Origin of the sequence: Streptomyces sp. NRRL S-646 (assembly GCF_000720765.1) — a bacterium.
In the GTDB taxonomy this organism is placed as follows: domain Bacteria; phylum Actinomycetota; class Actinomycetes; order Streptomycetales; family Streptomycetaceae; genus Streptomyces.
Map to the genome: position 1 here is coordinate 22,963 of NZ_JODC01000034.1, position 25,336 is coordinate 48,298.

Consider the following 25,336-nt stretch of genomic DNA (forward strand, 5'->3'; position numbering starts at 1 on the left):
ACCCTCTTCAAGTCGTCCTCCCCGTCCAGGTCGGCGGCTCACAGGCAGCGGCGCACGAACTGGGTGACCCAGACGAGTGCCCGGGGAGCCTTGGACACCATCGCCGCGGCGCCTTGATCCTCAGGGAGTTGCTGTCGTGGAGAGAATCGTCGATCACGGCGATGACCGGGTCGTCGTAGGCGCCGGCGACGGGCGCGAAGAGCTCGCACGCGCCCTTTTGCGGACCACCTCCTAGGCTCACCATGGAGCTGGCCGGGACGAGCAACGGGGAGTGGTCGCATGGCAGCCGAGCGGCGGTTCCTGATCACCGACGTGCCACGCCTGCGCGACCTGCTGGTGCCGCGGGGCTACACGGCGGAAACCACACGCGCCGACTGGGCCGAGAGCGTCGGCCTGGGTGCGCAGGACATCGTCGTCGCGTACTCGTCCACAGCCGACGACCTGGATGTCCGGCTCCAACAGCGGCCGCCCGGGCACCTCCTGATCATCCGTGACGTCCGCTCCGCCGACGCCGAACCGCCCGCCACGGCAACCTCCCCCACCCTGCTCTGCGTACGTGACGAGCCCGGCGAGAGCGCGTTCCCGGACGCGCTGGGGCAGGTCCTGGAGCAGCCGTGTCTCGGCGCGCGTGCCGAGTTCCTTCCGCTGCGGGAGGTCGTCGAGCGGATCAACCAGTACTTCCGCGCGCGGCGCCTGGCTCAGCACGTCTCGCTGCACCCCGCCGACCACACCGGTCCCGACCCCTTCTTCCTCAACCCTCGGCACGTCCCCGACCTGCCGCCCGACGGCCTGGACGTCGCCGCCATCGATCGTCTACGACACCGTCACCGCGGCCGCTTCGAACCGCGGGCCCGTGGCCTTGAGCACCTCGGAGAGCGCGGGGACCACTTCGTCGGGCGCGCCGCGGTCCTGGCGGAACTGGGCCGATGGCTCGCCGGCTGGCACGACCGCCGGGCCCGGGTCGTCACCGGCGACCCGGGCTCCGGGAAGTCCGCGGTCCTGGGAAGACTCCTGCTGCCACCGGACGCGTGCCCGAACCCCCTTGTCCCGCCCGGCATGCCCCTCGTGCCCCTGGACGCGTGGCGTGCCTCAGTGGGAGACCTGATCGACGATCTGGCCGCCGTGGTGGGGGTGCCCAGCTCGGGCGGCGACGGACGGGACGCACTGCTGGAGACCCTGGGGCAGCGCACCACACCGGTGACCGTCGTGGTCGACGCCCTGGACGAGGCCGGACCCGCCGGCGACGGCGCGGAAGGCGCCGAGATCGCCCGGCGGTTGCTCCAGCCGCTGTCCGCGATGCCCGGGGTGCGGCTGATCGTGGGCGCCCGGCGCCCGCTGCTGCCCGCCCTCGGCCGCGCGACGACCGTCCTGGACCTGGACCGGCAAGGCTTCTTCACCCGCGACGACATCCTCGGCTACGCCCGCAGCCTGCTCCTGGACGCCGACGAGCCGGACAGCCTGTCCCCCTACCGCGACCGCCCGGACCTGGCCGAGACGGTCGCGCAGGGGATCGCCGAGCGGGCCGGAACCTGCTTCCTGGTCGCCCGTATGACCGCCCGCGCCCTGGTGCAGGGGCAGATCACCGTCGATCCCACACGGCCCGGCTGGGAGCGGGACCTGCCCAGTGACATCGGGCAGGCGTTCGCCGGCTACCTCGACCGCTTCGGCCCGCAACGGGACAAGGTCACCCGCCTGTTGACGCCCCTGGCCTACGCCCAGGGCAGCGGACTGCCCTGGTCCTCGGTGTGGGGAACCGTCGTAGAGGCACTTGCCGGTGAGCGCTGCTACCCGGAGGACCTGGAGTGGTTGCACAGGAACGCGGGTGAATACGTGGTCGACGCCGCCGGCGGATCGGGCTACCGGCTCTACCACGAGACGCTGGCCGAGCATCTGCGCACGCCCGGCAGCGAGGCGGCCGCCCACCGGGCCATCGCCGAAGCCCTGCTGGCCCAGGTCCGGTCCGAGAGCGGCGGACAGGCCTGGGCGCGGGCCCATCCCTACATCCGCGAGCACCTCGCCGATCACGCGGCCGCGGGCGGGATGCTCGAACAGCTCCTCGACGACAACGAGTACCTGGTGTACGCCGGTCCGGCCTCGCTGATGCGTTCCCTGCGGACGGCGCCGCCGACCGTCGGGGGCGTCGCCGGTTCGGTCTACCGCGCCTCGGCCAGCGTCCACGCGAGCCTCTCGCCGAGGGAGCGGCGCGACATCCTCGCCATCGACGCCGCCCGTTTCAACCGGCCCGACGACACCGTCCGCGCGTTCGCCGAGGGGCGGCCCTGGCGGCCGCTCTGGGCGACCGGCAGTCTCGTGCACAGCGCGCTGCGCACGACTTTGACGGGCCGTCAGGGTCACGCCGTGGGAATCTCCTGCGTCCGGGTCGACGACCGCCCGCACGTCCTCGCCATCGACAGCGAGGCCCCTGGTCCCCGCACCTCCCCCTTCTTCCCCGACGGCGTGATCCGGATCTGGGACCTCACCAGCGGCTCCGAGACGGGCACTCTCGCCGGGCACCGGGGAAGGATCAACGCCGTGGCGGGCTACGAGTTCGAGGGCCGGGCCTACGCGGTCACGGTCAGCCCCGCCGATCTTCTGGGCAACGGCGCCGGCGACGGCTCCGTCAGGCTGTGGGACCTGGCCGAGGAAACAGGGCAGGTCGTCGCGTCGGGCGACCTCGGCCACATGAGCTCCGTGGCCTGCGCGGTCGTCGACGGGCAGCCCCACGCCGTCACCGGGAACCAGACCGGCGAGGCCGCGGTGCGCGTATGGAACCTGGCCACGCATGAACTGCGCCGCCGGCTCTCCGACCACACCGGAGCGGTCACCTCCCTCGGCTGCGCCGACATCGACGGCCGCCCGCACGCCGTCGTGGGCTGTCAGGGCGGCGGGATCTGGGTGTACGACCTCGTCGACTGCACCCTGCGCACCGTCCTCACCGGCGACAGCCGCTGGGTGCACGCCGTCGCCTGCGTCACCATCGACGGACTCCCGCACGTCGTCGCCCACGGCACCGACGAAGAGCCGCGGGTGCTGTGCCTCGACGACGGCTCACCGCGTACGACACTCACCGGATCCACGTCCGGTCTGTCCGCCCTGGCCTGCACGGACATCGGGGGACGTCCGCACGCGGTCACGGGAGGCCGGGATGGCAAGGTGCGCCTGTGGGACCTGGAGACCGGCAGGGAACAGGCCGCCTTCACCGGCCACGCCTCCGGCGTGAACGCGGTCGCCTGCATCGGCATCGACGGACGCGCCCATGCGATCACCGGCAGCGGAGAGCCGGCCGCCCGCGTGTGGGACCTCACCGAGGACAGCCGCATCAACACCATCAGGAGAGGGCACACCGCCCAGGTCTCCGGCGCGGCCTGCGTCACCATCGACGGACGCCCGCACGCGGTCACCATCGGCCGCGACGACGTCCTGCGCGTCTGGGACGCGGACAGCGGGGCACCGCGCGCTCAGCTCACCGGCCACTCCGCCGGCGGCTGGGGACATCCCCCGAGCCTGGACTGCGTCATGATCGGCGGACGCCCCTACGCGGTCACCGGCGGTGCCGACCACACCGTACGGGTCTGGGACCTCACCGGCGCCCGGCAGCGGTCCGTGCGCACCGGCCATGAGAACCAGGTCCATGCCCTGACCTGCGCCACCCTCCAGTGGCAGCCACAGGCCCTCAGTACCGGCGGCGACTGGACCCTGCGGCTCTGGGACATGGCGGACGACTCCCGTCCCGAACGGGTCCTGCACTGCGGTCGGCCCTCCCGGCACGAGTACGATCCGGGCCGCAGCGCCTACGCCGTGGTGTGCACCGAGCTCGACGGACGCCCGCACGCGGCCCTGGCCTGGGGCGGTCGCGATCCCGAGGTGCACCTCATGGACCTGACCGACGGAGAGACACGCGAGGTCCTGCGGTGCGCCACGGGAGGGGTGTCCGTCCTCGCGCTCGCGCACATCATGAATGAGCCCCATGTCGTCGCCTGCGGCGACGGCGTCGAGGTGTGGAACCTCGCCGACAGTACCCGGCGCGCCGTCCTCGCCGGACACACGGCCCGGGTCTACGCGGCGGCGTGCGCCGAGCTGGACGGCCGACCCTTCGCTTTCACCACCGGTGCCGACCGCACGCTACGGGTGTGGGACCTGCTGTCGAACGAGCCGGCCGACTGCATCGCGCTGCCCCTGGAAGGATACGCCGTCACTGCCACGCCGACCCGGATCCTGGTCGGGATCGACGACGACATCGTCATGTTCACCCGCAAGCGAGGCAGTTGACCCCAGTCAGTCGGGGACGCCGTCCGGACCGGCCGTCCTGCGCAGCGTGCTGATCAGCGCCAGCACGGCGGGGCCGTCCGGCGGGGTGACGCGATCCCCTCCGCCGTACATGAGCAGATTCTCCAGCTCGGCGTCCAGTGCGAAGTGGTGCAGAGCGCCGGAGAAACCCGTCCGGAAGCTCGCCGCGTTCCTCGGATCCCCCTGCACGCGTTCGAAATAGTCCGTCAGGACGCGCCAGCTGTCCGGTTCGGCAGCGAGGTGATGGAAAAAACTCCGGTACCGCGTCCGGAAGATGAGGAGCAACGCAAGCTGCAGGCCCGTCAGGCGAGTCGGAGCACTGCCGGTCTGGGCCCGGGTGACGGCCAGCGCCATGCTCAGGACGTTGAGGTAGCGCTTCAGCCGTCTGGGGTTGTTGCCCAGACTGTGCCGCAGCAGACCCCAGAAGAAGTCCAGGTCCGCGAAATCCGGAATGGTCGTGCCGTAGGCGGCCCGCAGCGTGTCGAAGCCCACATCCGGCAGGAAGAACGGCAGTTGGACGATCTTGTCGAGATACGCCAGGCCCGACACCACCTCGGCCGGTGCGCCCTTGAGCGCCTCGCCGAACTTGTTGGTGGCCACCGCAGCCAGCACATCCAGGTCCAGGGCCAGTACGAACACGCACTGCGTCTCGGCCAGGAACAGCTTCAGCGACTCCAGTACGGTCATGGCGGATTCGGGCGTGCACCGGTCGAGGTCGTCCACGAAGACGATGAGCCGGCCCTCGTCGCCGACGAACTCCTTGACCGCCTGGGCGAAATCAGTCTCGAAGCGGTTGATCTGCCGGTACTGCTCCGAGTCCCGTACGGCGATGTCCTGGAGCATCTGATCCACGGCCTCGCCCTTGATGACACCGCCGGTGCCGAGCGCCGTCGCCGCTCCCAGACCGGCCCTGACGGACAGCCAGGTCGCCGCCCTGGCCAGCCGGCGCGCCTTCTCGCCGAGCCTCTCCTCCTTCTCCAGCTCGGCGAGGATCGTGTGCAGCAGCGCCGCCCACACCTCGACCTTCCGGTCGTACTTCCACGGGTTGAACCAGATCGTGCGGACCTTCTCCCGCGCGAAGCGCTCCTCCCACAGCTTCAGGAAGCTCGACTTGCCGGACCCCCAGGAGCCGAACACCCCGACGGTGAGCGGCAGCGGCTTGGCCTGGGCGACTGCCTCGTGCAGGACGGTGACATACGGCTCGAAGTGGAAGGCGTCGTCCTCGGGGCGGCTGATGGGGTTGTCGGTGAGCGGACGCACAGGTGTTGCCTCCTGACGGCGGACGGCGGACGGGTGACGCCTCAGCGGGCGGCTCATACGGTGGGCGAAAGGCTCTCCAGGCAGCGCCGGATCTCCTCCAGCTTGGTCGGCCGGGCCCCGGTCCCCGACTGCCAGGAGAGCTGGGCGATTTCGGCGGCGACGCGAGCCGCGTCGACGTCACCGAGGACCTGGTGATGACGGACGGTGGCCAGGACCAGGGCGCGCACGTCCCGGGGTTCGCTCGCCAGCGCCCGGTCGAGGTTCAGCCGCCGGACGATCTCGGCCAAGCGCCGTCGGCCGCGCGGGTCGGCTGGCGAGGTCGGTACCGCGGCCGCCAGCAGGCACAGGACAGCCCCGTCGGCCTGGCGGCGCTGCTGGTGATCCATGAACCGGCGGCGTGCGATGGTTTGCAGCACCCGGTGCACCTCGATGCCGTGGATCTCCTTGTCCACGGTCGCGAGCCCGGTGTCACCGGGCCTCCGCAACGCCTGATGCACAGGGAGCGCCTGGCGCAGCACGGCCCCGGGTCCGGGCGGCATCGACAGCCCCACCGCGGAGAACAACGGGTCCTGCGGGACCGGCCCCAGACCCAGATGACACAGCACATGGAACAGCTGGACGGCCGAGGGCATCTCCCGCCCCAGCGCCTCCAGCGTGACCTGCCGGCTCGCCACGAGCGACACCGGATAGTCCAGGAGATCGTTCTGCTGGAGCAACGTGGCACACAGCTCGTCGAACTCCGCCAGATGCGCGGCCACGTCCATGCCGAACCCCGACAGGGACCGCCCGACCTGCACCACGGCGCGCGGCAGGTCCCCGGCCCGCTCGGCGAGGGCGTTGGCGTCGTCGGCGGGCAGCTCCGGCACCAGCCGGCGCAGCAGGGAGACGCTCTCGGCGCGCTCGAAGACCGGGACTGGCAGAAAGTCCGGGAGCTGGTTCCAGCTCAGGTTGCGGGTCGTGATGATGACGTGCCCGTTGCCGTGCGGCAGCAGCGGGGGCAGCCGGTCGGGGGACTCGGCGTTGTTCATCACCACCAGCCAGCCGTCGCGCACCCGGCCGCGGCGAAGCCGGTCCAGGACCGCGGCCGCCGGAGGCACCCCCGAGGGGCCGGGCGCGATGCCGAGTGCCGCCCGCAGCTCCTCCAGCGCCTGTGTGGCCATGGCGGGACTGGCCGCCTCCATCCACCAGACGAAGTCGTAGCAGCCCTGGTACCGGTGGGCGTACTCCAGCCCGGTCTGGGACTTGCCCACGCCACCAGTGCCGTACAGCACGCACGCGCGGGCCCCGCCGGCCGTCAACGTCGCGCGCAGCTTCTCCAGCAGCCCTGCCCGGCAGGTGAAGTAGCCGTTGCGCGAGGGGAGACGCTGGTACGAGACCTCCAACTTCGGCCCGCCCGCATCCCGTTCGGGTCGTGAACCGACCGAGGCCGGTGGCCGCAGTCGGACGCTCTCCCACACGTCGACCGGCAGGAACTCTTCCGCGACGCTCCGCGCACGCCGTACGTCCGCCGGGGACAGGGCGGACTTGAGAGCGTCGGCGACGCCGGGCTGGAAGACGTAGGCCCGCTCGGTGACCGCGTCGGAGACGGGCGCGGGGGTGAGCAGGCCACTCAGGGACGCCTCGGTGACCGGGAAGTCGCCCCGGTCGGGCAGCAGCCGGCGGTGCATGCCGCGCAGTAGCGGGACCGTGACCACGGGGGCGACCGCGAGCAGTTCGGCGAGCCGGACCGAGTCCGGTTCGGCGGTGAGCCGGAAGCGGCGGACGAGTTCCCCGTCCTGCGGCCGGGACACCGGTGTGGATCGCGGCCCCGGCTCCGGTAGAAGCCCCAGTCCCCGCTGCCACGAGGCGTCACCGTCGGCGGTCAGCCGAGCCCAGGTCCCCAGTTCGGCCGGGTCGGAGCCGATCAGTGGCACCGCGTCGTCGAGCGGCGCTGACTGCCTGGCGAAGGCGAGCCCCGGAGGTTTGCGGTGTAAGGCGTCGGCGGGTGTGCCAGGGGCGTCCGCGCACCACTCCACATCGACGACAGGGCTGCCAGCGCGGAACCACAGCCGCTGCGGCAGCACCTGCATCACGGCCAGCGACGTGTGGTCGGCGCAGGTGCGCAGCAGCCCTGTCATCCTGCCGTCGCGCCAGGCCGCCCCCAGCGTGTCGGTGGCCAGCAACAGCACACGGACGTCGCGGCGCTCCCCGAGCCGCTCGTCCGCCGGCACCGCCCGGCCGCCCTCCCCGACACAGCGCAGGGGCCCCGGCGCGGACGTGTCCAGACGGCATACCCGGACACCGTGGAACGGCCCTTCGCCCAGCACGGCGGCGAACTGCGCCAGCTTGTCGTCCCACACGTCCATGGAGGGTGCGCCTTCCACGACGAGATCCAGAGCGAAGGCCCCCCGCGTGAACGACCGCAGTGCCTCCAGCAGCGCCGACCTCACCGACGGCACGGTGCGACTCATGGCGAGGCCAGCGGGAGCGGGCCGGGCCTGGCCGGGTCGGAGGCGGGGCAGCTCCGGGAGCTGCACCAGCATCTGCCCCCGAGGCCGTTCGCCTCCCGCGGGTGCCTCCAAGGCGTCCGCCACCACATGCGCGCAGGCCAGGACATGATTGGCAGCGACCAGGAAGCCGGATCCCAAGGTTCGCCTCGCGAGGTCCATGACGACGGCGATCTGCCCGTCGGAGCCACCGTCGGCCACAGCGCCCCCCTTCCGTGCCCAGCGCGCCGATTATGGTGCGCGGCGAGGGCCTCGCGCCATGCCAAGGCCTGTTGAGGTTCTTAATGAAGTACATCGGAACAATGCGGTCGAGAACGAACGATCTGCGCTCCCGCCGGTCAATCTGTGGACAAAAGCCGTTCCAGTAAGCGAAATGGCCAAGGTCGGCCCTGCACCCGCGAGTTACTGAGGTCTTTCAGCGCTGCCGCTCGAGAGTGAGGACGGCAGCAGAGATTGACGACATTCGATTCGGGCTGCACCGGGATCTGCGGAAGATCTGCCAGGACTTCAGGCGTGCGACGCCTCGCTCGACCGGTGCCCGTGCCGCGGACAGCGCGCGGTTGACGGTTTGCTGGGTTGGCGTGAGTTCGCGGCCCGGCGGGCGTCTGAGCGGTGTTGTCACCCACGGGCCGCTCCCAGGTAGGCGCGGTCGGCGAGGATGGGGACGCCCTGGCGTTCGCAGATCCGGATGATCCGGTGGGAGCGGGCCGCGGTGAGATCGTGTGCGCGGCCGGGCAGCGTCGGCGAGATCCACAGCAGCCGCCCGGCCGGGTCGGTCACCACCTGCACGTTTACTCCGTGCCGGCGGTGCTTGTGGGAGAAGTCGGCCCGGCAGTCGCCGACCCGGTCGCACTCCGCCAGGGTGCCGTCGAGCAGGACGTAGTCCGGGTCCGCCTCGCGCAGTGCGCGCAGCAGACCGGGTGCGCGGTCGGCGAGCAGGTCGACGACGGCTGTCGTGTATGCGTGGGCGGTGCCCACGGAGATGCCGAACCCGGCAGCGAGCTGGGCGAGGGTGTCGTGCCGGCGCAGGTACACCAGGCCGACCTGGGCACGCTGGTGCGGTGGGAGCTTGCAGCGGCGGTCACCCTCGCGGGTGACGATGAGCATGGTGACCCACTCGACCAGGGTGTGGGGCAGGTCGAGTGCGGCAGAATACGGAACCAACGCGGCTCCTGTGCCTGTGGGTTGAGACTTCGAACACCTCCCCCAACGGCACAGGAGCCTCGTGCGTTGCGGGCATCGACCCCGTCACCCGATCCCTACGTTGTCCTGTGGGAGGCGGTGACCCCTTCGTATGGTTCACCCACCCAGGGGTGCCGGGTGTGGCTGTCACCTGATAGCCGATGACGTGGCTTCCACTGATTGGCCGCCCGGTACCCCACGACGACTCGGCTGCCAATTAGGAACTGCGAATGATCGCTGAGCAGGGAATCGACAGCGAGGTCGTCCGTGGGAGGCACTAGGACGTGTTGCGAAAGTCAACGTCGGGACGGCGGTTTCCGCCATAGCGGTGGTTTGCCGTCCTGGCCGCCGTTCTGCCCGAAGTGCCGCCAGGACACTGACCGGGGCGGCCGGGGCGCCGCCGTGGAGGGCGGGAGAGCGCATGGCCGACAGCAGGATCCTGGTCGCGGTACCGGAACACCCTCGGGGCGAGGGAGCCGGGGTCCAGCAGTTACGGAAGATCCGGGACGCGATCGAGGCGGGCGGCTTCGAAGTCCGGTGGGCGGTAACGGCTGAGGACGCGGACGCGGTGCTGCGCACCGAGGCTGGTCTGGCGGCGGCGCTGGTGGCCTGGGACCTTCCCAGGGCTGCCGGTGACGGGCCCGGCGCCGCGCTCGCCGCGCCGGGAGGCACACTCGCTCGGCCGGGTAGCACCCTCGACGGGACCCCGGGCGGCGGCGCTGTGCTGCGTCGGATCGGGCGCCGATTCCGGGACCTGCCGGTCTTCTTGGTGATGGCCGGCGAGGGTCTGGGGGAGCTTCCGCTGTGGGTGTCCGAGTCGGTCGTGGGCTACGTCTGGCCGCTGGAGGACACCCCGGGCTTCATCGCGGGCCGCATCACCACCGCCGCCCACGCCTACCGGGAATCCGTGCTGCCGCCGTTCTTCCGGGCACTGCGCCGCTTCGACGACGCCCACGAATACTCCTGGCACACCCCGGCCCACTCCGGCGGTGTCGCCTTCCTCAAGTCGCCGGCGGGACGCGCCTTCCACGACTACTTCGGGGAGCGGCTGCTGCGCAGCGACCTGTCGATCTCGGTCGAGGAACTGGGCTCGCTGTTCGAGCACACCGGCCCGATCGGCGAGGCCGAGCGCAACGCGGCCCGTGTGTTCGGCTCCGAACTCACCTACTTCGTGCTGCACGGCGACTCGACCTGCAATCGCCTGGTAGGCCATTTCAGCGTCACCCGCGACGAGATCGCGCTGGTGGACCGCAACTGCCACAAGTCCGTGCTGCACGGCCTGGTCGTCTCGGGTGCCCGGCCGGTCTACCTGGTCCCCACCCGTAATGGCTACGGCCTGGCGGGACCGCTGCCCCCGGCCGAGATCGCCGCGGACGCGGTGGTGGCCCGGATCGCCGCGCATCCGCTCACCGAGGGCGCGGTGTCCCCGCACCCGCAGTACGCGGTGTTCACCAACTCCACTTACGACGGCCTGAGTTACGACGCCGTAGCCACCGCTCGCGCGTTCGCCGCCAGTACGCCCCGGGTGCACTTCGACGAGGCGTGGTTCGCGTACGCCCGTTTCCACCCGCTCTACGCCGGCCGTTACGGCATGTCGGTGGACGAGGATGCCTTCCCCGGCCCGGACCGCCCGACCGTGTTCGCCACCCAGTCCACGCACAAGCTGCTGGCGGCGCTGTCGCAGAGCGCGATGGTGCACATGCGATCCGCACCGCGGGCACCGGTGGAGCATGACCGGTTCAACGAGGCGCTGATGATGCACGGCACCACCTCGCCCCTCTACCCGATGATCGCCTCGCTCGACGTGGCGACGGCGATGATGGACGGCCCGCAGGGCGAGTGGCTGGTCGACGAGGCGGTGACCGAGGCGATCCGCTTCCGTCAGGAGATGGTGCGCCTGCGACGGCGGATCGAGAGCGCCGGGGACCGGCCGCCGTGGTTCTTCGGGGTGTGGCAGCCGGACACGGTCACCGATCCGGTGACCGGCGAACGGTTGCTGCTCGAGGAAGCCCCGCCGGAACTGCTGCGCACCGAGCAGTCCTGCTGGCTGCTGGAGCCCGGCGCCGACTGGCACGGTTTCCCCGGGCTGACCGAGGGCCACTGCATGTTGGACCCCGTCAAGGTCACGCTGACCTGTCCGGGGATCAGCGCCACCGGCGAGATGGCCGAGGAGGGCATCCCGGCCCGGGTGCTCACCGCCTATCTGGCCTCCCGGAAGATTGTGGTGGAGAAGACCGACAGTTACACCACGCTGATCCTGTTCTCCATGGGCATCACCAAGGGCAAGTGGGGCACCTTGCTGGACGCCTTGACGGATTTCAAGGCCCTCTACGACGCCGACGCCCCACTGGAGCGGGTCCTGCCGGAGGCCGTCGCCGCGCATCCCCGCCGGTACGCGGGCCTGACCCTGCGCGGGCTGTGCCAGGAGATGCACGAGCAACTGCGCTCGGTGCGCCTGGTGGAGCTTCTGGACAGGGCCTTCCAGCAGCTCCCGCAGCCCGTGGCGCCACCTCAGCACTGTTACCAGCGGCTGGTGCGGGGTGACACCGAGCGGGTCCGGATCTCGGAGGCGGCGGGCCGGGTGGCGGCCGCCATGGTGACGGTCACCCCGCCTGGCATCCCGGTCCTGATGCCGGGCGAGTCCATCGGCGCACCCGAGGGCCCGCTGCTGCGCTATCTCACCGCCCTGGAGTCCTTCGACCGCCGCTTCCCCGGCTTCCGCAGCGAGACCCACGGCGTGACCATCGATGAGGACACGGGCGACTACCTGACGGAGTGCCTGATCCAGGGCGCGGGGCAGATGCCGGGGCACTCGCCCGGGCGTGCCGGTTAGGGTCTGGTGGGAAAGTGCTGGTCACAGCCACTCGTTGAGGACTGTGACCAGCACTGTCGCCGTGTAGCGGACGGCGAGCTTGTTGTACCTAGTGGCGACGGCCCGGTGGCGCTTGAGACGATTGATTCCGCACTCGACGGCGTGCCGTTGCTTGTAGTCGTCCTTGTCGAACGTCGGTGGCCGCCCGCCGCGCGATCCGCGCTTGAGGCGATTGCGGACACGGTCCGCAGGGACAGGGATTGTGTCCTTGATCCCGCTTCTGCGCAGGTAGGAGCGGTTGCCGCGGGAGTACGCCTTGCCGGCCCGAACCCGGTCGGGACGCTTGCGCGGCCTGCCGAGCCCCAGCCTGGGGACCCGGATGGCTTCCAGGACCGCTTCGAACTGCGGGGAATCGCCCCGCTGCCCGGCCGTGGTCACGACGGACAAAGGCTTTTGCCCCTGCTCGACCGCGAGGTGGATCTTGCTGGTCAGTCCGCCGCGGGATCGTCCGAGTGCGTGGGCGGCCGGCTCGGCGAAGATCCCGCCGGGCGGCTCCTTCTGGAGGTCCCCCTTTTCGCCGCTCCGGCGGCGTCCTGGTGGGCCCGGCAGACGGTGGAGGCGACGTTCACGTCCCAGGTGATCAGGCCCTCGGCGTCCGCCTCGGCCTGAAGCCGGCTGAGATCCTCGCCCAGGTCCCGTCCCTCTGCCAGCGCCGGAACAGGTCGTAGACCCGGTCCCACGGCCCATAGCGTTCCGGCACGTCGCCAGGGGGCACCGGTCCGGGTCCGCCACCGTATGCCGTCTATGAGCTGCCGCCGCGTCCACACCGGCGGACGGCCCGGCTTGCTGCCACACTGTCACCGCTGACCTGGCCAAGCCTGTTACGGGCCTACATTGCCTGCGAGTGAATACTGCAACTCTCGAATAACGACACTTCGCCAGTGAAATGAACTCGCAGGTCCGTGCGCCCGGGCGTGCGACCGCCGGCGTCTAACTCCGAGATCGCCTGGTGGTAGTACACCTACACAGCTGGATAACGCTGTGACCCGGGCCGACCGTTCAGTCCGGCCATCGATTGGCCCTGGCCGTGGCGCCGGGGCGTCACCTCGGGGCGGTGCCGGCGGCCGCGATCAAGAAGGGTCAGCCAGCAGCCAGCAGCGCAGCCGCGGCAACTCCGGGTTGTGGTCGTGGAGCCAGCAACGGTGAAGCCTTCTGGGAGCGGCCATGGCGGGCACGATGGATCAGTCGCCTGGCCACTCGACCGCCGACCAGGTCGGCCTCACTCATCCCCCCTAGACCAGCGCGCGACAGATCCCGCGGGATGCTCGACTGGTGCTCGTCCGATTTCGCATTCTCACACGGGAGTTCGCTGTGGCGATCATCGCCGTATTCGATATGCCTGGCATGACGCAGGCCATGTACGAGCAGGGCACCAACCACATCACCGGCGGGCGCGGGGGCGTCAAGAAGGCGTCCGACTGGCCCGTCCCGGGCCTCATCTCACACGCGGCCGGCCCCACGCCGAACGGCTGGCTGGTCGTGGACGTCTGGGAGTCGGAGGACGCCTTCCAACAGTTCGGGGAGTTTCTCATGCCGATGCTCAAGGAGGTTGGCGCCCCGGACGTTCGGCCGAAGATCTATCCCGCGTTCAACGTCGTGACCTCCTGACCGCGACCGCGGCACCGTCGGTGCGGGCGCGATCATCCCTGCAAGGGTGGAAGGGCCGCGCCTGGGGCCAGCTGGAGGTTCACGAGGACCAGAAGGCGTCCTCGGCCTTCTCGTCGCCCTGGAACTCGCGGAACTCCACGGCCTTCCCAGCGACGACGCGCCAGACGTGGACCTCCGGGGAGGACCAGGACTTGCCGTGCCGCTCGGCCGACACCTCACTGAGGACCACGACCCGCTCCCCGTCGGCGAGGATCTCGTCGGCCGGGACCTTGAGGGTCCCGCCGGAAAGGTCCATGCACAGGCCGAAGAACTTCAAGACGCCGTCGGGGCCGTGGTAGTCGCCGGACAGCGGGCTGTGCCCTGGGACGTGCCACGTGATGTCGGGGTCGAAAAGCTCAAGGACACCGGGGATGTCGCCTTCGGCGAAGGCACGGTAACCCCGTCCGATCAGTTCAGCATTCGAGTTCGTCATGGTGGATCCTTTGATCGCTTCCCCCCTGCGACTCGGCACTCCTGGCTCGGCCGGTGCGAGGAGAGGAGCGCGGCGATGAGCTCCCGTCGGCTGCGGACGCCGAACCGGGCGAAGACGGCTGTCAGGTGCTCCTGGACGGTGTAGGCGGAAACGTGGAGCCGCTCCACGATCTCCCGGGTCGAGCAGCCCTCCAGCACAAGGGCGGTCACCCGATTCTGCGCCGGGGTGAGGCCGTGCGCGGCCAGGATGAGGGATCCGATCTCGGCAGCGGGGGCAGGTTCGACGACCACGCCGATCTGCTCCCCCGCAGGGCCCCGCAGCCGGGTGGCGTGCAGAGACAGCCACTGACCATCGCTCGTCCGCAGCCGGACAGATCCGTGGCGGTCCGCCGCGGCCGACCCCGGCACGTCATCGGGTGTGGCCAGGTGCGCGGCGACGGAGTACACGGGTACGGGCAGTCCCACGATCCGGGGGCCGCGCAGCCGGGCGAGCCACTGCTCAGCGTCCGGGCTGATCGAGACGAGGGCGAGCTCCTGGTCGAGCACGATCACGCCGGGGGTGCCCGGTGTTGCGGGCCCCACTCGCCTCAGCGTCTCCTGGACGACGGTACGGCGCAGGCCCTCGGCCAGGTGCGGGGCGAGCTTCCTCAGTACATCGAGGTCCTGGCCGCAGAAGCCGGCCTCCCCGTCAGCCCGATGCAGGCACAGCACGCCCCAGCAGTCGCGCCCGGCGGTCAGGGCGGCCCGCAGCTCATCGCCCAGGCCCAGACCGGCCATGATCTCCCGGTAGCGGGCGCTCTCGCAGCGCTGCCCCCGGGTGGCCCGGTCCAACGACGTGACCGTGTCGGGCCCTCGGGCGAGCGCGGTGAACTTGTTGACGTCCTCGCGCCCGTACTCGTTGTCCAGGAAGAGGGAACCGACGCCGTCCAAGGGCTCCTGGGCCGCCATCGAGGTGAACAGCAGGGTCGCCGGATCGACGGACGCGAAGAAGACGGCCTCCACCGGGAGGATGTCCGGCAAACGGCGTAGCACCTCGATGGTCAGCTCGGGCAGGTCCAGGCCTGCGTAGCAGCGGTCGATCAGCCGCTCGACGCGTCGCTCCGGGATGCCGGTGGCCATGACGTCGACGCTACGCCGAGGCCGGCGTCGGCACGAGCCCGAGCTGGCGCAACAGTCCGAGGTCGTCCAGACGGCCCCAACGCTCCACAATCCGGCCGCCCCGGACCCGGAAGATGTTGATCCCCTTCAGGACCACGGTGCGCCCGTCACCCACGACGCCCATCACCTCGCCCTGCTGGGTGCCGGAGGCGGTGAACTGCTCGACCACCAGCTCCCCCTCGCCGACCAGGAAACCCAGGTCGGAATGCCAGTCCGGAAACCCCTGCCGGAACAGGGCGCCTGCGGCCCTCATGCCCTCCCGGTCCGGGCCGACGCCGACCGGCGGGTCGTGATTGACGAAGTCCTCGGCGAGGTAGACGTCGACGGCCGACAGGTCACCCCTGGTGAACAGCGCGTCGATGAAAGCGGTCACGGTCTGCTTGTTCTGCTCAATGGTGTCCATACGGAAAATCCTCGGCGCACCAAGCTGGCTCCGGAACCCCAACACTTTGGGGTATCCCGACGCCCGGCTCAGGATGCTCGGCGCCGTCCGACCCGCGGCGAGCGCCCGGAACGCTTCCGGACCGTCCTGGTCCTGGCAGCGAGCGGGCCTGAACTTCAGGACCGCCTCCAGGACGTCGACTGCGGTCAGATCCTGAAGGCCGGGGACCGCGGCCACCGTCATCGCCGCCGTAGTCCTCACCGCCGCCGCGGGACTCCTTGCCACCCGCTGGATCACCGAACACCGGCTCCGCACCCGCTGACGAGTCCGACTGCCCGAACGGATGCCATCATCCGGGCAGCCGTCCACGGATCACTCCGCAGGACCAGCCTGCGCTCCGGGCGGATCCGGCCGGTGCCCCCGGCCGTGAGCTGGACCCTGGTGCCGCGTCAGAGAACGTTTGCCCTGCCGACTTGTCAGGCAGGGCCGGCTCCAGGGTGCAGGGCGGCGCGGCGGGGCAGAGGTCTCCGGGTGCGGCACTACCGTCATGAGGGTGACGGGAATCAATGCCGACCAGCGGTGGTCCGAGTCCATGCCGGCGGCCTATGAGCAGTACCACGTGCCCGTGGTCCGCCAGCCCTTCGCCGAGGACCTGACCGCGAGGGCGGCGGCACTCCACCCTCGGCGCATCCTCGAACTGGCCGCGGGGACAGGCGTGTTGACATTGAACCTGCTCGCCGCGAAACCGTCGGCCGACGTGACGGCCAGCGACCTCAACGAGGCCATGGTCGCCTTCGGATCGGCCCGGGCCCCGGGCGCGGAGTGGCGGCAGGCTGACGCGCAGCGGCGACACGTCATCAGCGGGCGATTGCCGTCCCTACGACAGCGTCATCGCCTTCGACATGCTCACCCGCGACGACACCGGCCCCGGCCCCGACGACCTGACCACCCTCGTCACCTGCGGATCCCCCCTGGCCTGGCCCACCATCCGTCATTCCCTGGGCCAGGACGGCGCCCTTCAACTGCCTGACGGTATCGACTGGTTGAACCTTCACGCTGCCGGTGACCTTGTCGCCCAGAGCGGACTTGCGGTCGTCGGTCAGGAGTGCTCGTCTGTCCATCATGAACCATTCGGGGACATGGGCCGTTGTGTCGGCGGCCCGGGCAGGCAGGTGTGCAGGTGGGATGCGATGGGCACGGCGTCATGCCCAGCCAGGTCAAAACGGGGTAAGGGGATGGGTCGGCGTCAGTGTGCGATCACGAGCGTCTGGGTTTCGAGGCCGGAGCAGTTGCTGCTGTGGCTTTGTCGTGGCCGTGGTGAGGTGGTCGGTGACGGGGGAGGTCTTGGCGTAGGCGGCGATCGTGTTGAGTAGGGCGGTGCCGATCGCCGGGGCCGTGCGGCGTGCTCAGATCTTGATGACGAGCTTGCCCCGGGCGTGGCCGGCCTGGCTGCGGGCGTGGGCCTCGGCGATCCGGTCGAGGGGGTACATGGCTTCGATGTGCGGGACGTACGCTCCGGCCGCCCCCAGGTCCGCGGCCTCCACCAGCGAGGCCGGCGTGGGGACGTCGGGGGCGAGCGAGAGACGGGCGCCGTGCTGATGATCCCGTGCTTGGAGACGGTGTACGCGGTGCCGGCGGCGCTGCCGCGCAGGGCCGCCTCCGAAGCCGTGTTGACGATGGCGCCGTTGCCGCGGCCCAGCAGGTGGGGCAGGGCGGCGCGGGTGAGCAGGAACGGAGCGGTGAGGTTGATCCGTATGACCCGCTCCCACTTCGCGTCGCTCACGTCGGCGGTGGCGGTCATGGTGTCTATGATCCCGGCGTTGTTGACCAGGACGTCGAGGCCGCCGAAGGCTTCCACGGCCGTGCTGATCACCTCGTCGGCGGTGTGCTGGTCGCTCAGGTCGCCGACGACCGCGCGGGCGGTGCCGCCGCCCGCTTCGATCTCCTTGACGACCGCCTCGGCGCCGTCGGCGTTGAGATCGGCGACGAGGACCTTGTCGCCGAGCTGCGCGAACCGCAGTGCCGTGGCGCGTCCGATCCCCGACCCGGCGCCGGTGACGACGACGCCGCGACCTTGTGATCCGGTGGTGCTGCTCATGCTGCCGCTCCTTCCAGGAGGGACCCCCCGAACGTCTTCTGGAGATCGTCGAACACGACGCGCAGGCGCTGGTTGAATTCGATGTCGGTGCGGGGGGTGTCAGTTGTTGTCATGTCACTCCAGTCCGGCGTCGCCGTCGACGGACGGCGCGCCTCAGGTCGGACAGCTGTGGTGCATGAGGTGGGTGTGGATCATGGGGTGGGTCATCCTCGTGTGTTCCAGACGAGGGGGGCTTTGCGGATCCAGGTGTCGTCCTCGATCGTCTGGACGAGGAACTGGGCGAGGTCGGCGCGGTTGATCCGGGCGCCGGGCTTTTCGGTGCCGGCCTCGGCGGCCCGTACGGGACCGCTGGCGGGCTTGTCGGTGAGGGCGACGGCGCGGGCCAGGGTCCAGTCGATGCCGGACGAGGCGCGCACGACCCGGTCGAGGCCGGTGTGGTCCGCGAAGCCCGCCTTGACGTTCGACAGGTTGATGAACGCCTTGACCAGCGGGTTGAGCCGGGCCCAGTCGTCGCCCGCGCCCTGCGTGGACGTCAGCACGATGCGGGGTATGCCCTGTTCGCCCATGACGGTGAGCGTGTTGCGGGCGGCGTCGGTCATGAACATCGGCGGGCTGACCGGCTTGGCCCATGGGTTGTCGGAGGTGCGGGCGTTGTTCAGCGCGCTGATCACCCCCTCGGTGCCTTCGGCGGCCTTGCGGATGTCGTCGATGTTGGCGGGGGTGCCCTGGATCAGTTCGACGCCGGCCGGTGCCTGCACCGTGTCGGGGTGGCGGACGAGGGCGCGGACGCGGTGGCCGCGCTGGGCGGCGTGCTCCAGGACGTGGGCGCCGGTGCGGCCGCTGCCGCCGAGGACCAGGAGGTTGCTCATGGTGATCAAACGCCTTTCGGGCAGTTCAGAGGTGGATCAGGCGGCCGGCCGGCCGGCCAGGGCAGAGCCCAGGCGGCGGGCCTCGTCGTGCGCCTTGGTCATGGACGCCTCGTGGAGGGGGAGGAGAGGGGCCATCATCGGCACGTACGGGGCCATGGTCAGCTCCGGCAGGACCGTCGTCAGGTCGAGGCCGAGGTTGGCCGGGTGGCCCAGGACGGTTTCCAGCGTCGGCACCAGGTGGTCCATGCCCTCCTTCGGGGCGCCGGGGCCGTAGCCGCCGCCGCGTGCGGAGATCAGCACGGCCGGGCGGCCGAGGGTGGGAGGGGCTCCGTCGAAGCTCAGGGTGCGCCCGGCGACCATGATCTGGTCCAGCCATGCCTTGAACACGGACGGCATCGTGAGGTTGTACATCGGCACGGTGAAGAGGTAGGCGTCGGCGCCGAGGAACTCCTCGATCAGTTCGTCCTGGACCGCCGCGGCCTTCGCCTGCTCGGGGGTGCGGGCGGCGGGGTCGGTGGTGCGGGCGGTGATGCCCGCCGCGCTGAGGTGCGGGGCGGGGGAGACGGCCAGGTCGCGGTGGACGACCGCGCCCTTCCACTCGTCACGGAAGGACTCGGCGACCTGACGGGAGACGGATGCCTCGCCGAGCGAGGAGGCGTCGATGTGCAGCAGGTAGGACATGGAGATTTCAGCCTTTCAAATCGATCAAGGGTGGGTCGTGGGGTGACCGGTGGAGGTCAGCTGCGGGCCGGTACGGCGCAGCCGTCGGGGCCGCAGACCGCAGCGTCGCCGTCGGTCGTCAGGGTGAGCGGGTGGGATGCGTCCCAGGCCGTGCGCAGCACGTGGAGAAGGCCGTCGCTGTCCTGCGCGCCGGGGATGCCGTACCTGCCGTCGACGACGATGAAGGGGGCGCCGGTGGCGCCCAGGCGCTGGGCGCGGGCAGCGTCGTCGCGGACGTGGCGCTGGTAGCGGTGCTCGGTGAGCGCCCGGCGGGTGCCCTCCCGGTCCAGGCCGATCTCGTGGCCCAGGTCGAGCAGGTCGTCCATGCTGAAGACGGGGCGGGCCTGGCCGAAGTAGGCGCGGAAGATCGCGTCCCAGGCTTCGCGGTTCTTGCCCTCGGCGGAGGCGTGGGCGAGGAACTCGTGCGCCAGGTCGGTGTTGGCGACCAGGTTGTCCAGCACCTTGTAGGGGGTGAGCCCTTCGGCCTCGGCCAGCGCCTCGATCCGACGCGTGGACGCCTCGGCCTGGGTGCCGCCCATGCCGTGCCGGCGCAGCAGCGCGTCACGGACGCTGAACGTCTCATCCACGGGGAAGGAGCTGCTCAGCGGGAACGAGTGGTGGACGACCTCCACCTCGTCGCCGTGCTCGAACCGCTCCACAGCCCGGTCCAGACGGTGGCTGCCCAGTCCGTACCAGGGGCAGGTGACCTCGGCCCAGATCTCGATCTTCACGACGCGCCTCCCATGCCTGCGCTTGCTTCCTACTTTTTGTTCGTAGCGCCACGATGGGCCAGTATGGAAGTCGATACAAAAGGCACATCGGTGTTCGTGCCGGAGAGGAATGTGCGTCATGGAGGTCACCAGCAGTTCGGGCGGCGCGGCGGCAGTGGGGCCCTGCGCCGCCATCCCCGCCGAGCACATGGAGTTCATCCGGCAGGTCCTCGACCGCGTCGGCGACAAGTGGAGCCTGCTGCTCATCGCGGTGGTGGAGGCCGGCCCGCTGCGCTACACCGACCTGCAGCGCCAGGTCCCCGGAATCTCCCAGCGGATGCTCACCCTCACGCTCCGCCAGCTCCACGAGGACGGTCTGATCACCCGCACCGCATACGCGGAGGTCCCGCCGCGCGTCGAGTACGCCCTCACCCCGCTGGGACGCGGCCTCCACGAGATCGTGACCTCCCTGATCGGCTGGGCCACCGACCACCACGACGAGATCCGCGCACACCGCGCCCGCGCCGCGGCACCAGCAGCCCGGTCCTGACCGCTCAGCGACCGGCTGCCGGCGGCAGTTGAGTTTGTGTGAAGAAAAACAACGACACCGTCGAGGGCCCCTGACGGCTTTGTCTACACCGCCCGCCTGCCGTTGGCGAGCGCCGCCCTGAACTGGCTCGCCGACCTGATACGCGGTCACATGAAGAAGATCGGCTCGCGGTGCCGGGCCCTGCCTGCGGGAAAGATCGCGGGGGATCGTGCTGGCGCGTCCTGGGCAAGGTCCGCAAGGATCCGAAGTGGGCGACCGCGCTGGTGCGGGCCCTGCTGGTCCTCACGAACAAGGAAGTTGCCCGATGACCGACGATCTTGTCGCTGGACTACCGACCCGGACCTGGCCGAGCATCCCGACGCCCACGCACACCAGACCATCCGACCTGCAGTTTTCACGATGCACACTGCTCAATGGAAGCCCGCTTGCCTGCCAGACGGATCCGTCGATGACGACGGGCGCCGAAGCGGGCCTGGAAGACTGCGGCCCGCGAGCGTGTAGCCCGCATCATGGCGGGCTTGGTGCAGCCGCCCTGGCCACAGCCGCGGCGCTCGTCGTGGTTCAAGGTGGTGCAGGCAGCCACAGTGATGGCGGCGACGGTGCTCTGACCGCTGAGAGGTGCCCAGCGATGACCTTCTGTGCCCAGACCTCACGGGCATCGCGCCGCCTGCAACCGGGTGCCGCCTGCCCGAATCGCGCAATTCAGAGAGATCATTTCACTGGGAAAGCGTGAGTGAGCAGTAGGTCTAGGAGGGCTCGGGTGGAGGAATAGTCAAATTCTGTGGACCGACCGGACAGTCCAATGACCGGTCGATCAAGCGAGCGGCTTGCGGTAACGGACATACTCGCTCTGTCTCCGGAACCCCACGCTCTCGTAAAGATCGTAGGACCGGTGTGGATTTGCCGTGCCCGTGTACAGCATGGCAGTCGTTGCACCCCGCTCGCGTAGGCTTCGCAGCCCGTCCAGCAGCAGGATCCGGCCGATTCCGAGGCGTCGCTTGTCCGTTCGGACACTTAGCTCTTCCACCTCGCCCACGGTGTGGTCGTGGCTGCGGATGGAGCAGAGGGCCACGCCGAGCATGTCCTGCCCGTTCCAGGCAGCCCTCCAACATGCCGGGTCGGCGGTGTCGACAAAGTCCTGGAAGGACCATTTCTGAGTGAAACCGGTGTCCGCATACGAATCGACGACTGTCCTCCAGGCCGCACGGTAGTGGCTGGTCCCGATCGGCCCCGTCCGTATGCCGGCCGGGAGTTCGCTGTCCGGCTCGGGCAACTGCTGCAGATCGCCCAGCTCTAGCTCGACCAGACTGAAGACACGTCGGTAGCCGGCTGCGAGCAGAAGCGCCGTGGCGTCCTGCTCGGAGACCACGGCGTTCGCACCGATCACTGCAGTCCGCACCGTGCCATGTTTTTCGACGAGCTGGCGGATCCGCTCTTCGGCCCAGCTCAGCATGGCTGATCCGATGCCCTGGTCGCGATGCTCGGGCAAGAGGTAACCGCGGTGCAGGTACAGCCACGTATCGTCCCGCTCCTGCCACCACCGGATCGTCAAGTAGCCGACGACGCTCCCGTCGCGCACCACCAGGACCTGGTTCTTGGACGGCTCGTCCAGCTTGGCAGATGCCTCGGCGATCTCGGCCGCTGTCGGGAGCCCTTCCACAACCGAACGGGCGTCGACCCGGTCCCGTTCGACACATCCCAGCCGCACCGCGGCCATGGGGCCGTGGTCCTCGTCGCCCCGATACGGCCGGAACCCGAAGCCGGCTGGGAGGCTCTGTTCTGGCGTGTCATCCGACATGATCGGATGATCTCGAATTTTGAGGCAGGTCCGCCACCCTGTTCATGATTCATGCTGCGGTCGTCTGCGGCCGTTCCACGAGGTAGCCGCGTTCGAAGTGGGCTCCGACTCGGACGAGGGCGACGAGGTGAGGTGCATTCACGGCTCGCCAGCGGGTCTGGGCGGACTCGACGAGCTTGAACACCATGGCAAGTGCGGCCGCTCGAGAGCCGGCCCCTTTGGTGACCTTGGTCCGCAGCCGGACGGTCGCGAAGGTCGACTCGATCGGGTTGTACCAGGTATGAAAGTCGTGGGTGCCGCTGTCCGTGTCCTGGTGACCAGGCTTCGGCCCGGTCGTACGGTGCGACCGTCAGGACAAGGGGTGCCCGGGGAATCAGCATGGGCAGGCCGATCTTGAACGATGGGCTGCGAGCCCGCCTTGACACTTCGACCTCCTGTGGTCTTCCTCCAGACTGGTTTCACTGCGTGTAGACCTGGCGTGGCGGCATTACTCATCGGTCTGTCAGACGATCTTCACCACAGGCACCCGCCCGCGGCCAGCCGAGGAGACGACCACCCACCGAGACCAGCCCCGATGACCAGCCGTTTTCAAGATGCACATCGCTCAATGCACCGTCATGGGGTCGCGACTTCACTTGTCCGAGTGGCCATCTGCCCGAAGGTGGGCATGCCAAGGTGCACGACGGTCGCCCTTCGCCGCTCCTCCGTGGCCAGTTGGTTGAGTTTCTCCTCTGCGCTGGCCAGGCTGACGCGGAGCCCTTCGACTTCGCCCGGCCACCCTTCCCGTTACGCTTCAGCAACCCGGGCGATGAGGTTGTCGCGGATCTCGACAAGGCGGGGATGCTGGGTTGGATCAGGGCGGAGCATTGGACAGCGGACGCAGTCTGGTGCCGAAGGCCCGGCCGCAGGTGCCCACCGAGAGCTTGCGGCGCTCGAAGTATCCCAGGAAGGAGTCCCATTCTTCCGGGGGTGGGATGCGGTATTCCTCGTTCGGACGCAGGGTGCGACGGCGGGCGATAAACGCGTGGTGGGCCTCGATGGCCTCGGTCGGATAGACGGCTAGTGGTGGAGTCGGGTATTGAAACTGGCTGAATTCCCCAGGCTCACGGAGCTCTGGTGTCTGATATGTCCAGACCGGTGGCGTCTGACGCGGCGTAGAGAAAGTCCAGGAGCTTGCCATGTGCGTCGCTGCTGGCTCCTTGCTGATCTGACCCGTGTTGCGGTGTTTCTGCTCCGTGGTCAACCGCGTGCAGCCAGTCCAGGACTGCGCCGAAGTACGTCACCAAGGCGCCAGTCGCCGCTTGTGCTGCGCCCCCCATCTGGTGGGGACCTTCCACGTAAACGACGTGCTGAAGGCGGTCGAGGGAGCGGTTGAGAGCACGTGCTTCGTTCCAGAGGCGGCGGGCTGTTTGGCGCCGCTCTTCGCGCTCCTCGGGAGGGTCGCTTGCTTCGATGCCCCCGAGCTTGATGCTCGCTTCGCTCAGCGTTCCAAATACGAGGTGCCAGCCTTCAGCAAAGGCCAAGTAGGCACTCTTGCGTGATTCGCGAAGAGCACGAGTCCGTTCAGCATCAATCTGAAGGCGGGCTTGCCCCAGCTGAGCTTCAGACTGGATCTTGGCCTGTTGCTCTGCCTTCCTCCCCGTGATCCACGCGGATGCCGTAGCCCCGACCGCCCCGACCGCCGCACCGATGACGCCACCGAGAAGTCCTGCGAGTCCTGCGTCCATGGTGAGATTCTGGTGGTCAAGCGTTGTGTGTTGCCAGTGCGGCGAGATCGGTTGCCTGACCACTCAACCGGGCCGCTGCAGGTTTTTTCTGCTGACATCGGCGGCGTAGGCGGCCCAGTCTCCGGCGGCGGCTCGCTGGCATTTGACGGCGACGGTGATGTCGATGCCGAGGGTGCGTGCGAGGACTGCGGCGGGCAGCTCGGTGGCGAGCTGGAAGAGCGCGGTCGAGCGGGCTTCCGTGAGCCGGATGCCGAGCTTGCGGAGCCGTTCGCCCATGGCCCAGGTGCTGATCGGACGACCGGGCTGGCCTCCGGGAAACAGCCAGGGTGAGTCTGTCCGGGCAAGGACGGCATGGCTGCGGTGGACCGCGACTTGTTGGAGGGCGAGTTCAGCGACGGGTGCCGGAAGTTCGACCGGGACGGCGCCGAGGCGGATGCGGACGGCTCCGTCCGTCGCCTCGATGTGGTCGACAGTGAGCCGCTAGATCGTGGCGGGTCACTGGGCATAGAGGAGCAACAGCAGGCAGGCGAGGCGGTCTTCAGGCTTGAGAGTGTCGTCGCGCAGCAGTCGACGGGCGGTGTCCCAGCGGGCGTCGTCGTCCATCGCCGGGGTCGGACCGTTCCATCTCACGGCCGGAAAGCTGAGATCGCTGGTGATCTTCTGGGCCAGGGCCCAGCGCACGAAGTGGCCTGTCTCCCGGCGGTGACGGACGTCCTCGCTGGTCATCCAGCGTTCAAGGTCGGCCTGACGGCAGGTGGCAAGGGTGAGGTTCTCGTCCTCGAGCCAGTCCAGAAGGCAGACGGCCGCCCGCAGATGTTGCCGCGCGACCGCGAGTTGGTAGTGGGTGATCTCCTTGCCGCGGCTGCGTCGGCGAACCCGGCGAAGGAGGTGCCAAGTTGCGTACCTGTGCAGGATTTTCCCTCCCTCGGCGGTCGTGTGAGAGGCGACGAGGTTCTTCACGTGCCGTTCGAGACGGACCATCTGCTCGTCCCGCCTGGGCAGGACGCCGGTGGCGACGAGAACACTGCGGATGTGCTCGACGACCTTGCCTTCAGGGAGTTAAGCGTGGTTCGCCAGGTCGGGGCCGAACCGGGCACGTCTTGAGCGGGACCGCATCCGCTCGCGACATACAACTCGTCCAGCCATACTCCCCTGGCT

The 25,336-nt window shown here is 69.7% G+C and carries 17 protein-coding genes and 6 pseudogenes; 6 read left to right on the forward strand and 17 right to left on the reverse strand.

Going from position 1 to position 25,336, the window contains the following annotated elements; translation table 11 throughout:
• Positions 1-279 precede the first annotated feature (279 nt).
• Complete coding sequence (locus IH68_RS0146175) at positions 280-4,269, forward strand: hypothetical protein (protein ID WP_030949097.1); 3,990 nt, start codon at positions 280-282, stop codon at positions 4,267-4,269.
• A 6-nt stretch (positions 4,270-4,275) separates the two neighbouring features.
• On the opposite strand, the gene IH68_RS0146180 is transcribed toward IH68_RS0146175, so the two are convergent.
• The 3 genes and pseudogenes from IH68_RS0146180 to IH68_RS50995 all read right to left on the reverse strand — a co-directional run bounded on the left by IH68_RS0146180 (position 4,276) and on the right by IH68_RS50995 (position 9,197).
• Positions 4,276-5,547 carry a KAP family P-loop NTPase fold protein gene (locus IH68_RS0146180; RefSeq protein ID WP_030949101.1) on the reverse strand — a complete coding sequence of 424 codons (1,272 nt, stop codon included), beginning with the start codon at positions 5,545-5,547 and terminating at the stop codon, positions 4,276-4,278.
• Positions 5,548-5,600: 53 nt separating this feature from the next.
• Complete coding sequence (gene fxsT / locus IH68_RS0146185; RefSeq protein WP_030949105.1) at positions 5,601-8,234, reverse strand: FxSxx-COOH system tetratricopeptide repeat protein; 2,634 nt, start codon at positions 8,232-8,234, stop codon at positions 5,601-5,603.
• 214 nt (positions 8,235-8,448) lie between these two features.
• Positions 8,449-9,197: pseudogene (locus IH68_RS50995) on the reverse strand (transposase).
• 439 nt (positions 9,198-9,636) lie between these two features.
• On the opposite strand from IH68_RS50995, the gene IH68_RS0146195 reads away from it, so the two are divergent.
• The gene (locus tag IH68_RS0146195) at positions 9,637-12,048 is read left to right on the forward strand and encodes an Orn/Lys/Arg decarboxylase N-terminal domain-containing protein (protein ID WP_030949108.1); all 2,412 of its coding nucleotides are present in this window, start codon (positions 9,637-9,639) and stop codon (positions 12,046-12,048) included.
• 21 nt (positions 12,049-12,069) lie between these two features.
• On the opposite strand, the pseudogene IH68_RS60045 reads toward IH68_RS0146195, so the two are convergent.
• Positions 12,070-12,875, reverse strand: a pseudogene (locus tag IH68_RS60045) (IS5 family transposase); the annotation flags it as partial.
• A 523-nt stretch (positions 12,876-13,398) separates the two neighbouring features.
• Here IH68_RS60045 and IH68_RS0146210 point away from each other — a divergent pair.
• On the forward strand, positions 13,399-13,695 hold the full coding sequence (locus tag IH68_RS0146210) for a hypothetical protein (protein ID WP_030949116.1): 297 nt from the start codon (positions 13,399-13,401) through the stop codon (positions 13,693-13,695).
• 79 nt (positions 13,696-13,774) lie between these two features.
• Here the strand turns inward: IH68_RS0146210 and IH68_RS0146215 are convergent, their stop codons facing one another.
• From IH68_RS0146215 to IH68_RS0146225, 3 genes are read right to left on the reverse strand one after another with little or no spacing between them, the layout of a single operon-like run.
• Positions 13,775-14,167: a nuclear transport factor 2 family protein gene (locus IH68_RS0146215; RefSeq protein WP_030949120.1), complete on the reverse strand. Its 393-nt coding sequence runs from the start codon at positions 14,165-14,167 to the stop codon at positions 13,775-13,777.
• A complete protein-coding gene (locus IH68_RS0146220) occupies positions 14,164-15,285 on the reverse strand; it encodes a helix-turn-helix transcriptional regulator (RefSeq protein ID WP_051834083.1) in 1,122 nt (373 codons plus the stop codon). Before IH68_RS0146220 ends, IH68_RS0146215 begins: the two co-directional genes overlap by 4 nt.
• Positions 15,286-15,295: 10 nt before the next feature.
• Entirely contained in the window at positions 15,296-15,949 is a 654-nt protein-coding gene (locus tag IH68_RS0146225; protein WP_234341821.1) for an ester cyclase, read from the reverse strand.
• A 349-nt stretch (positions 15,950-16,298) separates the two neighbouring features.
• On the opposite strand from IH68_RS0146225, the pseudogene IH68_RS54565 reads away from it, so the two are divergent.
• Positions 16,299-16,553 (forward strand): annotated as a pseudogene (locus tag IH68_RS54565) (class I SAM-dependent methyltransferase); the annotation flags it as partial.
• 10 nt (positions 16,554-16,563) lie between these two features.
• On the opposite strand, the gene IH68_RS57500 reads toward IH68_RS54565, so the two are convergent.
• The 6 genes and pseudogenes from IH68_RS57500 to IH68_RS0146260 all read right to left on the reverse strand — a co-directional run bounded on the left by IH68_RS57500 (position 16,564) and on the right by IH68_RS0146260 (position 20,124).
• Positions 16,564-16,830, reverse strand: a complete 267-nt coding sequence (locus IH68_RS57500) for a hypothetical protein (RefSeq protein ID WP_199932006.1) — start codon at positions 16,828-16,830, stop codon at positions 16,564-16,566.
• 282 nt (positions 16,831-17,112) lie between these two features.
• Positions 17,113-17,277, reverse strand: a pseudogene (locus IH68_RS54570) (zinc-binding dehydrogenase); the annotation flags it as partial.
• 26 nt (positions 17,278-17,303) lie between these two features.
• Positions 17,304-17,804, reverse strand: a pseudogene (locus IH68_RS54575) (SDR family NAD(P)-dependent oxidoreductase); the annotation flags it as partial.
• A 203-nt stretch (positions 17,805-18,007) separates the two neighbouring features.
• Positions 18,008-18,673 (reverse strand): NAD(P)-dependent oxidoreductase, encoded by a 666-nt coding sequence (locus tag IH68_RS0146250; protein ID WP_030949132.1) that lies wholly within the window; start codon positions 18,671-18,673, stop codon positions 18,008-18,010.
• A 36-nt stretch (positions 18,674-18,709) separates the two neighbouring features.
• Positions 18,710-19,354, reverse strand: coding sequence for an FMN-dependent NADH-azoreductase (locus IH68_RS0146255; protein WP_030949135.1), 645 nt, complete (start codon positions 19,352-19,354; stop codon positions 18,710-18,712).
• A 56-nt stretch (positions 19,355-19,410) separates the two neighbouring features.
• A complete protein-coding gene (locus tag IH68_RS0146260) occupies positions 19,411-20,124 on the reverse strand; it encodes a DsbA family oxidoreductase (protein ID WP_030949137.1) in 714 nt (237 codons plus the stop codon).
• Between the two features lie 118 nt (positions 20,125-20,242).
• Between IH68_RS0146260 and IH68_RS0146265 the strand changes: the two genes are divergently transcribed.
• The gene (locus IH68_RS0146265; RefSeq protein WP_107057658.1) at positions 20,243-20,653 is read left to right on the forward strand and encodes a winged helix-turn-helix transcriptional regulator; all 411 of its coding nucleotides are present in this window, start codon (positions 20,243-20,245) and stop codon (positions 20,651-20,653) included.
• Positions 20,654-21,467: 814 nt separating this feature from the next.
• Here the strand turns inward: IH68_RS0146265 and IH68_RS0146270 are convergent.
• The 4 genes and pseudogenes from IH68_RS0146270 to IH68_RS51005 all read right to left on the reverse strand — a co-directional run bounded on the left by IH68_RS0146270 (position 21,468) and on the right by IH68_RS51005 (position 24,454).
• Positions 21,468-22,451, reverse strand: a complete 984-nt coding sequence (locus IH68_RS0146270) for a GNAT family N-acetyltransferase (protein WP_030949141.1) — start codon at positions 22,449-22,451, stop codon at positions 21,468-21,470.
• Between the two features lie 49 nt (positions 22,452-22,500).
• Positions 22,501-22,722: pseudogene (locus tag IH68_RS0146275) on the reverse strand (IS256 family transposase); the annotation flags it as partial.
• 832 nt (positions 22,723-23,554) lie between these two features.
• A complete protein-coding gene (locus IH68_RS56830) occupies positions 23,555-24,178 on the reverse strand; it encodes a hypothetical protein (RefSeq protein WP_159403855.1) in 624 nt (207 codons plus the stop codon).
• Positions 24,179-24,241: 63 nt separating this feature from the next.
• On the reverse strand, positions 24,242-24,454 hold the full coding sequence (locus tag IH68_RS51005; protein ID WP_078912922.1) for a hypothetical protein: 213 nt from the start codon (positions 24,452-24,454) through the stop codon (positions 24,242-24,244).
• Between the two features lie 75 nt (positions 24,455-24,529).
• On the opposite strand from IH68_RS51005, the gene IH68_RS56835 reads away from it, so the two are divergent.
• A complete protein-coding gene (locus IH68_RS56835) occupies positions 24,530-25,282 on the forward strand; it encodes a hypothetical protein (RefSeq protein ID WP_159403856.1) in 753 nt (250 codons plus the stop codon).
• Positions 25,283-25,336 lie beyond the last annotated feature (54 nt).

Coding starts and splice junctions, on each gene's coding strand:
- IH68_RS56830 (WP_159403855.1), bottom strand. CDS start 24,178: ATGGACGCAGGACTCGCAGGACTTCTCGGTGGCGTCATCGGTGCGGCG.
- IH68_RS0146270 (WP_030949141.1), bottom strand. CDS start 22,451: ATGTCGGATGACACGCCAGAACAGAGCCTCCCAGCCGGCTTCGGGTTC.
- IH68_RS0146265 (WP_107057658.1), top strand. CDS start 20,243: ATGGAGGTCACCAGCAGTTCGGGCGGCGCGGCGGCAGTGGGGCCCTGC.
- IH68_RS0146220 (WP_051834083.1), bottom strand. CDS start 15,285: ATGGCCACCGGCATCCCGGAGCGACGCGTCGAGCGGCTGATCGACCGC.
- IH68_RS0146250 (WP_030949132.1), bottom strand. CDS start 18,673: ATGAGCAACCTCCTGGTCCTCGGCGGCAGCGGCCGCACCGGCGCCCAC.
- IH68_RS57500 (WP_199932006.1), bottom strand. CDS start 16,830: ATGATGGACAGACGAGCACTCCTGACCGACGACCGCAAGTCCGCTCTG.
- IH68_RS0146195 (WP_030949108.1), top strand. CDS start 9,637: ATGGCCGACAGCAGGATCCTGGTCGCGGTACCGGAACACCCTCGGGGC.
- IH68_RS0146175 (WP_030949097.1), top strand. CDS start 280: ATGGCAGCCGAGCGGCGGTTCCTGATCACCGACGTGCCACGCCTGCGC.
- IH68_RS0146225 (WP_234341821.1), bottom strand. CDS start 15,949: ATGACGGTGGCCGCGGTCCCCGGCCTTCAGGATCTGACCGCAGTCGAC.
- IH68_RS56835 (WP_159403856.1), top strand. CDS start 24,530: ATGGCTGCGGTGGACCGCGACTTGTTGGAGGGCGAGTTCAGCGACGGG.
- IH68_RS0146215 (WP_030949120.1), bottom strand. CDS start 14,167: ATGACGAACTCGAATGCTGAACTGATCGGACGGGGTTACCGTGCCTTC.
- IH68_RS0146255 (WP_030949135.1), bottom strand. CDS start 19,354: ATGTCCTACCTGCTGCACATCGACGCCTCCTCGCTCGGCGAGGCATCC.
- IH68_RS51005 (WP_078912922.1), bottom strand. CDS start 24,454: ATGGGCGAACGGCTCCGCAAGCTCGGCATCCGGCTCACGGAAGCCCGC.